Origin of the sequence: Paenibacillus sp. FSL R7-0345 (assembly GCF_038595055.1) — a bacterium.
In the GTDB taxonomy this organism is placed as follows: Bacteria; Bacillota; Bacilli; order Paenibacillales; family Paenibacillaceae; genus Paenibacillus_AQ.
Window position 1 is genome coordinate 4,960,951 of the sequence record NZ_CP152002.1, and the last position, 14,116, is coordinate 4,975,066.

General features: G+C 53.8%; 11 protein-coding genes. 3 read left to right on the forward strand and 8 right to left on the reverse strand.

The features are described 5' to 3' along the window. Positions 1-29: 29 nt before the first annotated feature. The 3 genes from NST84_RS21510 to NST84_RS21520 all read right to left on the reverse strand — a co-directional run bounded on the left by NST84_RS21510 (position 30) and on the right by NST84_RS21520 (position 3,250). Complete coding sequence (locus tag NST84_RS21510; protein ID WP_342562188.1) at positions 30-878, reverse strand: carbohydrate ABC transporter permease; 849 nt, start codon at positions 876-878, stop codon at positions 30-32. Between the two features lie 9 nt (positions 879-887). Next, positions 888-1,823, reverse strand: coding sequence for a sugar ABC transporter permease (locus NST84_RS21515; protein WP_039875573.1), 936 nt, complete (start codon positions 1,821-1,823; stop codon positions 888-890). An 80-nt stretch (positions 1,824-1,903) separates the two neighbouring features. Continuing rightward, positions 1,904-3,250: a sugar ABC transporter substrate-binding protein gene (locus NST84_RS21520; RefSeq protein ID WP_342562189.1), complete on the reverse strand. Its 1,347-nt coding sequence runs from the start codon at positions 3,248-3,250 to the stop codon at positions 1,904-1,906. A 356-nt stretch (positions 3,251-3,606) separates the two neighbouring features. Between NST84_RS21520 and NST84_RS21525 the strand changes: the two genes are divergently transcribed. Both NST84_RS21525 and NST84_RS21530 read left to right on the forward strand, forming a co-directional pair. After that, positions 3,607-5,334: a sensor histidine kinase gene (locus NST84_RS21525; protein ID WP_342562190.1), complete on the forward strand. Its 1,728-nt coding sequence runs from the start codon at positions 3,607-3,609 to the stop codon at positions 5,332-5,334. A 28-nt stretch (positions 5,335-5,362) separates the two neighbouring features. Beyond that, complete coding sequence (locus tag NST84_RS21530; protein ID WP_342562191.1) at positions 5,363-7,021, forward strand: helix-turn-helix domain-containing protein; 1,659 nt, start codon at positions 5,363-5,365, stop codon at positions 7,019-7,021. 416 nt (positions 7,022-7,437) lie between these two features. Here NST84_RS21530 and NST84_RS21535 read toward each other — a convergent pair whose 3' ends face one another. Genes NST84_RS21535 through NST84_RS21550 form a run of 4 tightly spaced genes read right to left on the reverse strand, consistent with a single transcriptional unit; the run spans position 7,438 to position 12,070 of the window. Beyond that, positions 7,438-8,112 carry a metallophosphoesterase gene (locus tag NST84_RS21535; RefSeq protein ID WP_342562192.1) on the reverse strand — a complete coding sequence of 225 codons (675 nt, stop codon included), beginning with the start codon at positions 8,110-8,112 and terminating at the stop codon, positions 7,438-7,440. 47 nt (positions 8,113-8,159) lie between these two features. Next, the gene (locus tag NST84_RS21540; protein WP_342562193.1) at positions 8,160-9,284 is read right to left on the reverse strand and encodes an ABC transporter ATP-binding protein; all 1,125 of its coding nucleotides are present in this window, start codon (positions 9,282-9,284) and stop codon (positions 8,160-8,162) included. Next, positions 9,281-10,966 (reverse strand): iron ABC transporter permease, encoded by a 1,686-nt coding sequence (locus tag NST84_RS21545; RefSeq protein WP_342562194.1) that lies wholly within the window; start codon positions 10,964-10,966, stop codon positions 9,281-9,283. Before NST84_RS21545 ends, NST84_RS21540 begins: the two co-directional genes overlap by 4 nt. A gap of 9 nt (positions 10,967-10,975) precedes the next feature. Continuing rightward, positions 10,976-12,070: an extracellular solute-binding protein gene (locus tag NST84_RS21550; protein ID WP_342562195.1), complete on the reverse strand. Its 1,095-nt coding sequence runs from the start codon at positions 12,068-12,070 to the stop codon at positions 10,976-10,978. A 175-nt stretch (positions 12,071-12,245) separates the two neighbouring features. Here NST84_RS21550 and NST84_RS21555 point away from each other — a divergent pair, with 175 nt between their 5' ends. Beyond that, positions 12,246-13,148 carry a LysR family transcriptional regulator gene (locus NST84_RS21555; RefSeq protein ID WP_342562196.1) on the forward strand — a complete coding sequence of 301 codons (903 nt, stop codon included), beginning with the start codon at positions 12,246-12,248 and terminating at the stop codon, positions 13,146-13,148. 89 nt (positions 13,149-13,237) lie between these two features. Here NST84_RS21555 and NST84_RS21560 read toward each other — a convergent pair whose 3' ends face one another. Beyond that, entirely contained in the window at positions 13,238-14,113 is an 876-nt protein-coding gene (locus tag NST84_RS21560) for a cysteine ABC transporter substrate-binding protein (protein WP_342562197.1), read from the reverse strand. Positions 14,114-14,116 lie beyond the last annotated feature (3 nt).

A 14,116-nucleotide genomic window follows, 5' to 3' on the forward strand; every position in this document is an offset into this window, starting at 1 on the left:
CAGGCTTAACTGCTAAAACGTTGTTCTCACTACCCTTTAATCCCCGATGCTGCAACCCCCTGCACGAAATACTTCTGCAGTGCGAGGAAGACAATAACAACCGGAATAATCGACACTACGCTGGCAGCCATAATCAGCCCGTACTCAGCGGAATACTGGGATATGAACATGCGAAGTCCAATCTGAATCGTCTTTAGCTCGGTTTTGGTCAGATAGATCATCGGTCCGAGGAAGTCGTTCCAGGTGTTGACAAAGGTGAAGATCGTCAGTGTCGACAGGGCCGGCTTGGACAGCGGGAGCATAATTCTCGCCCAGATTCCGTATTCACTGAGACCGTCGATCCGTGCCGCCTCGCATAATTCATCCGGTACACCCTGGTAGAACTGGCGCATCAGGAACACCCCGAATGCCGAGAAGGCCTGCAGCAGAATAATGGACAAGTGCGTGTTATTCAGCCCGAGTGAACGCATCATGATGAACTGCGGTACCATATAGGCCTGCCAAGGAATAGCGATTGTAGCGATATAGCCGAGGAACAGGAGATTCTTCCCTTTGAACTGCAGCTTGGAGAACGCATAGGCTGCAAAGCTGGAAGTGAGCAGCTGCAGAATCGTAACGACTACGGACAGCTTGGCTGTATTATAGATGAAGCGGCCGAGCGGGATGCGGGTCCAGATATCCACGAAATTTGACCAGCGCGGCTGATCCGGAATCCACTGCATCGGGAAGGAAAAGACATCCTTGTTCATCTTGAGTGATGAGGACAGCATCCATACATAAGGAATCAGCATACAGAAGACTGCTGCAGCGAGCAAAGCGTACACTAACACTTTCAAGCTGACTCTGAAGATTTTATTTGAACCTACCATATCATTCATATCCCCCTATTATCCGTACTTCTTCTCGCCGCGGAACTGGACGATCGTAATACCAAGCACCAGCAGGAACAGCACAATAGCCATGGCGCTGGCATATCCGTAATCAAGTGAACGGAACGCCGTGTTGTAGATTTGATAGACCATTACTCTAGTTGAGTCGTTCAGCTGATTGTCGGCACCGGCAAACAGGTTGATGAAGATATCGTAGACCTTAAACGAATTAATGACGAGAATCATCAGAACAAAGAACGTCGTTGGTGCCAGCTGCGGAACGGTCACATTGCGGAACCTTCTCCAGGCGCCTGCGCCGTCGAGCTCAGCAGCTTCATATAATTCCGGGTTGATCCCCTGGAGGCCTGCGAGGTAAATGACCATGTAGTAACCCATGTTTTTCCAGACCGTAAACAGGATGACCGTGAACATCGCCCATTGCTTATCCGCCGCCCAGCGGGGAAGATCCTCAATCGGTACGCCGGAGATCAGATGCAGGATGTTGTTCACAGGACCCATAGTCGGGCTGAAAATAAAGTTCCACACTGCCGCTACCGCTACAAGCGAAGCAACATAGGGGAAGAAGAAGACGGTCCGCATAAAGTTACGGGCAATAATCTTCTGGTTCAACAGGATAGCCAGCGCAAGGGCAACAGCCATCGTGAACGGTACAACGCCGATTGTATAGACAATCGTGTTCCACAATGCTTTATGGAAAGTGGTATCCTTGATCAGCCGGGCAAAGTTATCGAAGCCGATGAATTCCATCGGATTGGCCCCGTCCCATTTCACAAATGCCAGGACAAAAGCAAAGAACATAGGGACAAGCGTAAAGATGGCAAAGCCGATAAAGTTCGGCGCAATAAAGCTGTATGCTACCAGATGATCCCGGACGCCCTTGGACAGTATCCTCTTGGGGGCTTTCTTTGGTCTAAGTACGGTTTCATTTTGCATTTGTTCTCCTCCAAACCTTCTACCTTCTATGCAAAGGGCGGGCCTGGCCCGCCCCCTGAGAATCACTGATATTTCCAGTCCTAGTTATTCAAAAGCGACTGCACACGGGTGTTCATGTCCTTCAGGCCTTCGTCAATCGTAGCGTTTTTGGTCATGATATTGTCATGCGCTTCGTTCAGGATAACTTCGATGTCGGCACTCTTTTCATGCATAGGCATTTCCAGGTAAGTCTGCACAGTAGTCAGGGCTGCTTTGCTGTTCTCGTCAGATGGGAAGCCGTCGATGGAAGTGATCGAGCTGATAACCTCATCATTTTTAATCGCCGGAATCGTACCTGTGGAAGCAATGACAGAAGCGCCGTCTTCACCGGTCACGAATTTCATGAAATCAAGGGCAGCTTCCTTGTGCTCGGACTTCTGGTTAACAGCCAGGGAAGTAATCGTTCCCAGTGTAGTTCCTGCTTCAACACCGTCCGGATGCGGATATTTCACGATACCCCAGTTGGTTGCCTGGGACTCGCCGCTTTTTACCTTTTCGATCTGGGTGGCAATGAACCAGCTGCCCATGTTCATCATGGCAACGGAGTTGTTGTAGAATACACCGGAATAGTGCGTGCTGGAAGTCTTCAATGTTGCATAATCCATCACGATGCCGTCTTCCTGCTCTTTGAGGATGCGCTCATAGGTAGGCTTGAGGAAGTCGTAGTTTCCGTCCACCACTGTGTTTTTGCCGTCCAGGATGCCGAACAGCTGCACCGCACTGCGCCATGTATGGTAGTGTGCACCGTATACTTTTTCAGCACCGCTGCCGGAGGTCATTTTTCTGGCCAGCTCATCATATTGGTCGAAGGTCATATCGTTGCTTGGATATTCAACCCCCGCTTTGTCGAACAGGTCTTTGTTGTAGTACACGATCCAGAAGTCACTGCGGAAAGGAAGGGCATACACTTCATCGTTCACTTCGATCTGCTCTACAGTACCGCCATACAGCGCAGGATCAATGCTGTTTGAACTCATGAACCCTTTTAACGGCTCAAGATGGTTCTGCTTCACCAGGTTGGAATAGCCCGGAATGTCCTTAATGGTCAGGATATCGAGATCGGCACCGCCGGACAGCTGTGTACTCAGCATGGTCATGTAGTCGGTAGAACCAAGGTCAACGTACTCGATTGTCACGTTCGGATGCTCTTTCTGGTAAGCCTCAATCAGCGGTTTATAGTAAGCGGTTGCTTCCCAGTCCCACAGCGCCCATTTTAAAGTAACAGGCTCTTGGCTCGGTTCAGAGGAAGCGCTTGCATTGGTGCCGGCAGGAGCGTTGGTTGCAGCGGCATTGTTCTGGGCGTTATTGTTGTTGCCGGAGCAGCCCGCCAAGAGGCCCATGGAGAGCACTGCAGTGAAGGTCATACCATACAATCTTTTGTAATTCATTGAATTTTCCCCTTTTCTACTCGTTTTGTTGACCAGTGATCATCTTCTGAAGCTATTTCACATTCTACCGGGTTACAGCCGGAGATGGGATGTATTTTCCTGCGCAGATCATTCACTTTTATGTTCTGTTTACGCTTTCATCAGCCAAGACCTGTAATTTTCTATTCAAAACCTGTAAAAATCCCGGTTCCTGCCTCCCCCTCTATTTTGAAATACCGGAATATGCTATGGTGGGTATAACGCTTTTCACACGCTGCATCCGGATCTTGTAAACGCTTCAATACATTTTTTATGTACCAAAGGGGAGAATCACCACGATAAGAAGATCTACTATTAAAAGCCGCATCATCCTGATCATGATTGTGTTTGCACTGCTGATCGCGACCATGCTGTCCTTTTTCAGCTACGAGCTCATTTCCTATTATCAGCGCAAAACGACAATCCAGGCAACCGAGTTCAATCTGCAGCTTGTCTCCCATATTATAGAACAAGACCTGCTTAATCTGTCCGTTCTGGCGATGACCAACAGCACTAATTCTACTACTAATACGCTGCTGGCGGACTATTTCGAATCACCTGATGCAAAAGCCCGGGATGCGCTGGATGTATTCAGCTCGATGCAGGAGGATTTCCAGATCAACCGCTCCTATAATTATGTCCGCCGGCTGATCGTAACCGACAATAAAGGAAAGTTTCTGCAGCTCGACAACTCGGTCAGTATATCCACTCCGCTTACGATTCACAATATCGGCCAGATTACCGGACTGAACAACGAGGCTACAGAGGAATTTGACCAGGTGATCAAGGACCCGCTCTCCACCGCCTATGGCATTCCGTTTATTCTGCCGATATACGGCGGCCACGCCTCCCGGATCGGAACCGTCTACCTGCTGGTCAACACCTCGGTCATTACCGACAAGCTGAAGGGCTACACCCTGCCGGAGGATTCGCGTCTGCTGCTGACGCTCGGCACCAATCATTATGAGATTATCGGTGACAAAATACAGCAGATGACAACGCCCTACGAGCCAGTCGCTTATACGCAGGATGAGCCGGTCGGCCCGATGACCAAGCTGTCTGAAATCAGTCTGGAGGATAAGGAGCGGACGCTGGCCGTCTCCTACGTGGTCCGCAGCGGCGTTGAGCTGACCCAGACGATTGCCGGTAATCAGTTCGCGCCAAAAGCAAATATATGGATCCCGATTATGTTCGGTGTCTGCCTGCTTGTCCTGCTGCTCAGCGGCATCATTACCTTATATCTGACCCGGACGATCAGCCTGCCGGTAGAGAAATTGAAGAAACGGATCGACAAGATCGCCCAGGGCAACTTTTTGCTCGACCGCAACATTGAATGGAACAGCGAGCTTGGGGATGTCGGCAGGGGGATCAACCGCCTGTCCCAGGATATCATTGCCCTGATGGACAGCAGGCTGGCCGATGAGAAGCAGAAGCAGGAGCTGGAGTACCGGATGCTGCAGAACCAGATCAACCCCCATTTTCTCTACAACACGCTGAATTCGATAAAATGGATGGCTACCATCCAGAACGCTACAGGTATTGCGGAAATGACCACCTCCCTGTCCAGGCTGCTGCGCAGCATTGCCAAAGATAACCGGCGCCTGCTGCCGCTGCGCGATGAGCTGAACCTGCTGGAGGATTATTTCCTGATCCAGAAATACCGCTATGGAAGTACTGTAACGATGGTGCAGAGCATTGCGGACGAGGAGCTGCTGGGCGGGCTGATTCCGCGCTTTACCCTGCAGCCGCTGGTGGAGAACGCCATTTTTCACGGCATTGAGCCCAAGGGCAGAGGCGACATCCTGATTACGGTGGCCAAAAGCGGATTTGCCGACATTCTGATTACGGTGAAGGATAACGGGATCGGCATGGAGGAGGAGCAGATTTCGCATATCCTGTCCAAACAGGAGGAGGGCTCCAAGGGGCTGTTCGAGAATATCGGGCTGCGCAGCGTCAATGAACGGCTGCAGCTGGCGTTCGGGGAGCCGTACGGGTTGTCAATTGAGAGCAAGCCGGGTGAATATACGCAGATGAACATTCTTATTCCCTTCCAGCAGAAGGAATAGTCTGCACTACTAAAAGCAAAGCAAGGAAGTGATAATCTTGATCAAGCTGCTGATTGCCGATGATGAGGCACTTGTATGCATAGGTTTGCAATCGATGCTCAAATGGGAGCAGTACAATATAGAGATTGTCGGGATCGCCCATAACGGAGCCCAGGAGGAGGAAATGATCGACAGCCTGCGCCCCGACATTGTGATCAGCGATATCAAAATGCCGATTAAAACCGGCCTGCAGGTCGCTGATTCCGTCCGCAAAAAATACGGCCGCGTCCCCCTGTTCATTATCCTGACCAGCTACGAGGAATTCGAATATGCGCGCAGCGCCATCGAAGTGCAGGCTGCCGATTATCTGGTGAAGCTGGAGCTGACCCCCGAGACGCTGGCCGCCTCCATTCAGCGGGCGATTACCCTGCTCGGGGAATATCAGACGATCGAAAGCTACCCCAAGCTGGTACACCGCGGCAACCTGCAGGCCGAGCGTGATAAGTTCTTCGTCCGGCTGTTCAACAATCTGTTCGAGAACAAGAACCAATACCTGCTGCAAAAAGAGGACCTCGATCTCGACCTGAGCGGCTCTGCTTATGTGGTCTGCACCTGCCGGATTCTCGGCCCGGACACCGTCCCGCCGCGCGGAGATAAGCTGGTCGCCCTCTGCTCAAGCACGGTGCAGATGGCCAAGGATACGCTTACGTCCATCCGGCCCTGCCATGTAACGAGCCTCGACCTGCGCAACTTTGCCGTTACCCTGCCAGTCTGCGGAACCGATCCGCAGCTCTGGATGCCGGATACGCAGAAGCTGCTGGCCGATATGGCCTCCGTGCTGCACAACTATTTTAATGTGATGATTATCGGGGCAATCGGCTTTGCTGTAGAGGAGCCGTACCTGCTGCGGGAGAGCTACCTCGCCGCCCGCAAGGCGCTGCCGGCTGCGGTGAAGGCCCAGTCCTTCGTCTTCTACTCCGAAGGCAAGCCGCCGGAACAGGACTTTCCGCTGTTTGATTTCTCGGAGTCGCGCTCTGAAATCCGCCGGGCCTTTGAAGAGATGGACACCCAGGCGCTGTATGCGATCATCTCCCGGATGATCGAAATCTTCGACGGACGGTCCGACCTGCTCGTTCCCGCCACTGATGCGGCCTGCAACATTCTCTACATGGCGACCTCCCTTCTGGCCGACGGCGAGGAGATCGTAGAGCATATCTTCGGGCATGAGCCGGAAGGGTACCGGGCGATCTACCAGATGCATACCATTGAAGAAATTGCCGGCTGGCTGGTCTGCTTCCGCGACGGCGTCTCGGAAATGCTGTCCACCCGCAGGCAGAGCTACAAGGAGCAGATTGTCAAGAATGTTCAGGAGTATATCAAACGCAACCTCGGCTCCAAGCTTTCGCTCAATCAGGTGGCCGATGTGTTCAACTTCAGCCCTAACTACCTGAGCCACCTGTTCTCCAAAACGGCCAAGGTCAATTATGTGGAGTACATTACGGAGACTAAAATTTCAGCAGCCAAAGAGATGATGCTGCGCGGCGAAGGCCGGATCTATGAAATCTCCCAGAAGCTCGGTTATGAGAGCGCCTTCTATTTCAGCAAGGTATTCAAAAAGGTCACCGGTATGTCACCCCGGGAATATATGCAGCAGGCGGAGGCGGGCGCAGCGTCTGAGCGGGGTGCATCGGAGAGTGGGCGTGGGTGAGGTTCCGGGCGCAAACCTTCTTCAGGGATATGGTTCCTGAATGTGACTCCAGAGAATGCTTGGACTGCCGGCAGCTACCCTTCTGCAGATGCTTACGTTAACGAGCTTACCCGTATAGCTGCACTTTCTGCAACTAAAATGAGCGTAAATCAGCGTTCACACTGTATAACTGCAGTTTGTACAACTATATCAGCCCAAAACAGCTAAAACCGGCATTATCCGGTTTTTTAACTGCACAGAGTGCAGCTATACAGCAGATGCGGGGAAAAACAGGCGTTTTAGCTGCACAAACTACACTTAAAACTAAATTCGGGCCCGCTGCTTTTGCTTTAAAGTTTCACGCGCAAAAACCCTTCAGGAATACATCCCTGAAGGGTTTTTGCGGTTGTTAAGGCGCTGCCGCCGAAGCGCCTGCCTTAACTAACCGTATCGGCCAATTCGTCGATCCGGAAATCCGTGTAATGCTGCCTGGTGGCTTCCGTCGAGCAGGAGTAGGCAACGGCGTTGTGGACATCCAGCAGGGTCAGTCGGCAACTGTGCTTCGCTCCTGTGTCAATTCCGGTTAAACCGGGCTTTCTCCAGACCTCGCCTGCTTTAGCCCCCATTTTGAAGGTCGGTGTATGTCCGAATACAATGCCTTTGCCGGCGTACACCGGCGGCTGTGCTCCCCAGAACGCCTCGCGGATCTCGGTCATGTCCTGCAGCGTCTGCCCGGCAAGCGGCACATCCGGGCGGAATCCGGCGTGGACGAACAGGTAGCCGTCCGCTTCGATATACGGGGGCAGCCCCTGCAGCCATTCCCGGAGCTCCAGGCTCCCGGATGCTCCGGTTGCCCGGTCCATGAAATGCGCTGAAAGCCGCAGCTCCATATTGCCTGGCACAGCAAGTGCCCCTTCCTCCGTCAGCTTTCTGATCAGATGCAGCGTCTCCCAGCTTGGAGGATCATCGTCTATGTAATCCCCTACCAGAATCAGGCGGTCTGATGCGGGATTGTATTCAGCTGTATCAAGCAGCTGCTGCAGCCCTCCGGCATGTCCGTGGATGTCTGAAACCGCCAGCAGTCTGCCTGTATTCAGTGATGTATGGAGCACAATATCAGCGGCCTTTCCAAAGTGATCTTTAGGTTCTTATCTTGCTCTCAGGTTGCATAAATATAGGCGGCTTCGCGGGGAAGCTCAGCATGGATGATACTCCCGCCATCCCGCTGTTCTTCACTGAACAGGTATAAGCGTTCTCCTGCTGCCGACTCTGCCATCGTCCGCCACTTGGTTCCTTCAAAGGTCGAGTGAATGACGGTCGCTTCAATCCGGTTAAAATCTCCACTTTCATTAGAAGCTTCTGCTCCGGCGGGCAGTACCTTGACTGCTTCCGGCCGGAAGCGCAGCTCTGCGCGGCCTTCCGCCCGCAGGCTTCCGTCCGGCCCGCAGACGATCCCGCGCAGCAGGCCTGCCGAACCTTGCAGGGCAGCATCTCCCGGCGTGCCGGCAAAGGTTCCGCTCAGCACATTGATTGCCCCCAGCAGCGAGGCTGCCTGCCTGCTGGCAGGTTTATTGTAGCAGGCCATCGGCGTGTCCAGCTGGTCCACCGCCCCGCTGCGCATCAGCAGCAGCTTGTCGGCCATCGCGAAGGCTTCCTCCGGATCGTGAGTCACATGGAACACGCTCATTTTCAGCCTGCGGAACAGCACGGACATTTCGGTCCGCATCTCCACGCGCAGCCGCATGTCCAGATTGGAGAGCGGCTCATCCAGCAGCATCAGCCGCGGCTCTGTCACCAGGGCGCGGGCAATCGCCACCCGCTGCTGCTGGCCGCCCGACAGCTGCGGCGGCAGCCGCCGCTCAAAGCCTTCGAGCTGGAGCAGGGTCAGGGCCTCCTCTACCTTTTGTTTGATAGCTTGTGCAGACAGTGACTTCTGCTTCAGGCCGTAAGCAACATTGTCAAACACATTCATATGGGGCCACAGTGCATAGTCTTGGAACACCATATTGATGCCCCGTTTTTCGGGAGGCGTCATCCGGGAGGCAGTGGCGATCGCCTTCCCGTGCAGCAGAATCTCTCCCCCGTCCGGCTGGCTTAATCCGGCAACAAGCTGGAGCAGTGTCGACTTACCGCATCCCGAGGGACCCAGCACGCTGATAATTTCACCCTCCTGCAGCTCCAGGTTGATACCGCCGAGCGCCTGGAAACCGCCGTAGCTTTTTTGCAAATTGCGGATTTCGAGCAGCGGTGTGCCCGGGGCGTGTACAGTCTGTGGTTGTCTCATGCTCTCGCCCCTCTCTTATTAAAGATGGTTTCAATTACAACAAGGATCAGTACAATGATGCCTCCTCCGGTCACTGTAGCCGCAGATGCGTAGCCGAACCGCATATCTTCAAAGGCATCATCAATGACAATCGGCAGGGTTACAAAATTCGGCGGGAATAGAATAGAATTGACCGCCAGATCAAAGATGCAGGAGCCAAAGGCCGCAAGTGCACCCGAAACCAGCGCACCGCGGATCAGCGGGATCAGGATCGTCCGCACCCGGGTGACCAGAGAAGCCCCCTGGATCTGTGCGGCATCCAGCAGATGCCCCGGAACCTTGGCCATTGATCCGGTAATCACCCGGGTAATGACCGGGATGGCTCCGGCGATGGCCGCCAGCACCAGGATCGGCGGCTTACTGTACAGTCTGAGTCCCAGCGGCTCCAGCCACTTCTGGTTCCAGACGAAGATGTACCCGATGCCGAGCACTACGCCCGGAACCGCGAAGGAGATCAGCGTAGCAGTCTCAATGAGCTTTTTAAATTTGAACCGGGAATATGACAGCACAAACGCCGCTCCAAGGCCGATGATCAGTCCGAATACAGAGGCTGCAGCCGCAATCGCCAGTGATCTGCCGATGCCGGGGAATAGATCTGCCCCATGAAGGAACAGCTCGCTGTAATGTTCAAGCGTCAGATTGCCTCTGACCAGTCCGCCTGATTGTACCTGCAGAATGGACATGACCAGGCTTGAGCCGATCGGGATGCCGATGACAACTATGAGCAGCAGACCCACCGCGCAGCTGATCAGCCAGCTGTATTTACCGGCAGAGCCGGGGGCCGAGCGGACAGCCCGCCCTGACAGAATGTCATATCTGGCTCTGCGCAGCACATAGAACTGGACGGCAATCGCCATCGCGATCAGCAGCACCAGATACAGGGACAGCACACCCGCCATGTCGAAGCGGATCGGAGAGGTGTAAATAGCCGAATAGATGGAATATGGCAGTGTCGGAAAGCGGTAGACTACCGCTATTGCTGAAGGAAGACCAAAGTCTCCGACTGTATCCATAAAGACCAGCAATGCGCCTGAAAAAATAGACGGCAGCAGCAGCGGAACTTCCACCGTCCGCCACACGCGCCATGAACTGGCGCCGCATAGCCTTGCGGCCTGTGACAGCATATCCATTTTCCACTCCATTGCCGCCCGTACGGTCAGATAAGCCAGCGGGAACTTGCTGAAGGTCATCACCGCAACCAGTCCGGCCGGTGAGAATACTGCAGAGCTCACCCATTTCCAGCCGAACAGGGATGCGGCCAGGCCATTACCGGCCGAGAACATAATCCATCCCTGAGCCAGAATGAAGGAAGGCATGATGAACAGAATCCAGGCGGCGGCATCCAGCAGCGCAGCCCCCCGGAAAGACCAGCGGGAACGGGCCATAGCCAGCACCGTCCCCAGAATGGTTCCAAACAGCGTAGTGCCAATGCCCAGCAGCAGCGAGTTTTCGAGCGATTTTCTCCAGAGCGGGCGGTTGAATACATCAAGCAGGAGCGACAGATCGCCAAAATTCAGCTCCCCGAAAAAAATGCCCGGCAGCAGCACCTGGATGATGACCGCTGCCAGAGGAAACAGGACAAGAATGGCGAGCAGGATGCTGACGATCCAGCCCAGCCGGTTTACATTAAGCGCCTTTAGCATATTACCGGCTTACTGCACAGCCTGATCGGCAAACCATTGCTTGATCTCAGCTTCATGCCCGCTCGCCCATGCGGCCTCTGTAAAGTTAAGCTTGGCATCAGCGGCACGCTCAGCTTTCGGTTCTGCGCCTTCTGCCGACGGTTCAAAGTAAGCCTCATCCCCGGTATCAACCAGCTCCTGCTGCACTTCCGGCTCCAGCAGGAAACTCACGAACTGCTTCGCTGCGTCAGCTTTTGCCGTATCCTTCTGGATTGCAGCAACACGTACGGATGCCGGCGCTCCCTCTTCAGGCCAAACCAGCTCTACCGGCTCTCCGCCAGCCACCATGGAATACGCATTCGATTCCTGCAGCGCAGCAATATCAATCTCCCCTGCGGTCAGAGCCTGTACCACCTGCGGATTCTTCGGATACACGCGCAGCCCCTGCTCCATCAATGTATTGAAGTAGGCCTTCCCGCCGTCCATTCCCTTATCCTCAAAAAAGCTGGAAACAAACGGATACGCCGGTGCCGCAATCGCCGGATCAGCCATGCCCAGTCTGCCTTTATAGGCTGCGCGGCTCAAATCTTCCCAGGAGGCAGGAATATCTGCACCGGTGATGTTGTTTTTATTGTAGACGATGATTCCGGCTGCATGAGCCCCGGTCGGATAATACGAGCCGTCTTCGGGAATCAGCGATTCATAATTGTCTTTCAGTCCGGCCACATTATCAGGCGTCCAGCCGGTAAGCAGCTGGCCTTTGGCATCCAGCCCGTTAATGGAAGGCATTGCGTCGATCCACACGACATCCCACTGCGGATTGCCCTGCTCGGCTTCAATACGGGACATAATTTCGGCACCGTTACCAGAGACGATGTTCAGCTTGATGCCGGTCTCCTTCTCAAACATTTCACCGATGACCGCATCAAAATCATTCAGGTACACTGTCAGCGTCTGGGCACCGGCAGATGCTGCTGTTGCCGCCGGTTCAGCTGTAGCCGCCGTATTTCCGTCAGCTGCTGCAGCAGTTGTATTACTCTGGTTCTGTCCTCCGCAAGCTGTTACCGCGAGTAGTGAGAGCGCACCTGCTGCAATACCTGCTGTTCTGAGCCAATTCCGTTTCACGATTGATTAATCCCCCTTGAGCTTCTTGTTTCGCCTTAGCGTTACTTCAAACTTTAACAACCTTGTGTAAGAAGAACGTTAAGCCTGGGTGTTAGTTTTATTAAATATATCTATGTATATTGAATATTTGATAGATAACGTCTATATTTCAAATATAGAGGGAGCGTGAAGGTATATGAACGTACAGCAGCTAAAAGTATTCGTAGAGGTTATGCGCAGGGAGACATTGCAGGAGGCAGCAGAGACGCTGGAGCTGACCCAGCCCACCATCAGCTTTCACCTGCGTAAGCTGGAGGAGAGCCTCGGCACTCCGCTGTTCCGCAAGCAGTCGCGGAAGCTGATCCGCACAGAGGCGGCGGAGGAACTGCTGCCGTATGCACGGCGCGTCGTTTCGCTGATGGAGGAAGCCGCTGAACGCATGCGGATAAGGGCTCTGCATACACACAGCAGGCTGAAGCTTGGCGCGAGCTATACACCGGCCACTTATTATCTGCCTCCCTTCCTGGCGGATTACAAGCACCGGCATCCTGATACAGACCTGCTTTTGACGGTAAAAAAAGCCGAAACCGTGCTTTCGCTCTTAAGGCATCACGAAATTGATGCAGCGGTCATCTCCCTGCCGGACGAACCGCTGAAGGGCCTGCAGGTGCTGCCGCTTATTGAGGATGAGCTGCAGCTGGTGATGAAGCCCGGCCATCCGCTCAGTGAAGCTGAGCCTTTGACTGCGGAGCAGCTGCAGGGCGAGACTTTTCTGCTCCATGAGCAGGGCTCCACCTCCCGGCAGCTGGCTGAGGAGTGGGCGGCTTATGCCGGCGTCCAGTTTCAGTCCGTCATGGAGCTGGGAGCGATCGAGACGATCAAGGAGACACTGAAATTCAACTCCGGCATCGGAGTACTGCCGCTGCGCAGCGTCCTTAAGGAGACTGCAGCCGGTGAGCTGATCCGGCGGCCTCTGCCGGGAGACGGCTACATTAACCGCCGGCATATCTGCCTCGTCTACCGGGATGAGCCGATCTATGCGCGGCATATCCGCGATTTCATCGAGTATATCCGGGGGATTGCGGCCGCCGGCTCATAGGCGATGAAAGAATGAAAGCTGAGCCATGCGGATGATCCGCACGGCTCAGCTCTATCAGGCACTTGTATTCTTGTAACAATCAGCAGCTGCTAGAGCTTACCGCCTTCAACTACCAGTTCATCGGTATAACCTTCACCATAGACTTCATTTAGCGTCGCATTATACGCCTCGTGGATGAACTCCTCCTTGCCCAGCGCCTCCAGCTCGGTGTTAAGCCAGTTCAACAGCTCGGTGTTGCCTTTGGCTACTGCCGGGGCAATCGTATCCTGGCCGCCGAAGGCCGGGATGCTTACAGTGAAGCCGGGATTGGATTTGGCCCAGGCGATCAGCTCGGTGTTATCGTTGGCAATTGCTGCACCGCGGCCGTCCTTGAGTGCAGAGAAGATCTCGGTATACTGGTCGAATTTCAGCAGCTCAATGTCCGGATACTCTTTGGTAAAGTAAGTTTCAGCCGTAGTCCCCTTGGCGACGATCAGCTTCTGGCCCTTCTGTTTCAGCTGGTCGATGGAGGTAATCGGCGCGCTATCCGGGGAGACGATCCCGAAGGACAGCTTCATGTACGGGCTGGCAAAATCGACCTTCTCCTTGCGCTCATCCGTAACCGTAAAGTTGGCCATAATGATATCCACTTTATTGGATTCGAGGTAGGCTACACGGCTGGCCGCATCCACCAGGACGAATTCTGCCTTCGATTCATCGCCGAGCAGATCCTTGGCAAATCTTTTGGCAATATAGACGTCAAAGCCCTGATTCTTCCCTTCAGAGTCCACATAGCCAAACGGCGGCTTGTCGGCAAATACCCCGATCCGGATCTTATCGTTCTTCTTCAGCTGTTCAATCGAATCAAACTTGGAAGAAGATGAATTCGCTCCGGCGTTGTTATCCGCATTACCGCATGCAGTCAGTCCCACCACCAGCATACTTGCCGCAATAATACCTGTTATTAACTTTTTGCCTTTACCCATCTC

Excerpts from the sequence above, each read along its gene's own strand:
- NST84_RS21510 (WP_342562188.1), bottom strand. The coding sequence starts at position 878 with ATGAATGATATGGTAGGTTCAAATAAAATCTTCAGAGTCAGCTTGAAA.
- NST84_RS21515 (WP_039875573.1), bottom strand. The coding sequence starts at position 1,823 with ATGCAAAATGAAACCGTACTTAGACCAAAGAAAGCCCCCAAGAGGATA.
- NST84_RS21520 (WP_342562189.1), bottom strand. The coding sequence starts at position 3,250 with ATGAATTACAAAAGATTGTATGGTATGACCTTCACTGCAGTGCTCTCC.
- NST84_RS21525 (WP_342562190.1), top strand. The coding sequence starts at position 3,607 with ATGATTGTGTTTGCACTGCTGATCGCGACCATGCTGTCCTTTTTCAGC.
- NST84_RS21540 (WP_342562193.1), bottom strand. The coding sequence starts at position 9,284 with ATGAGACAACCACAGACTGTACACGCCCCGGGCACACCGCTGCTCGAA.
- NST84_RS21545 (WP_342562194.1), bottom strand. The coding sequence starts at position 10,966 with ATGCTAAAGGCGCTTAATGTAAACCGGCTGGGCTGGATCGTCAGCATC.
- NST84_RS21555 (WP_342562196.1), top strand. The coding sequence starts at position 12,246 with ATGAACGTACAGCAGCTAAAAGTATTCGTAGAGGTTATGCGCAGGGAG.
- NST84_RS21560 (WP_342562197.1), bottom strand. The coding sequence starts at position 14,113 with ATGGGTAAAGGCAAAAAGTTAATAACAGGTATTATTGCGGCAAGTATG.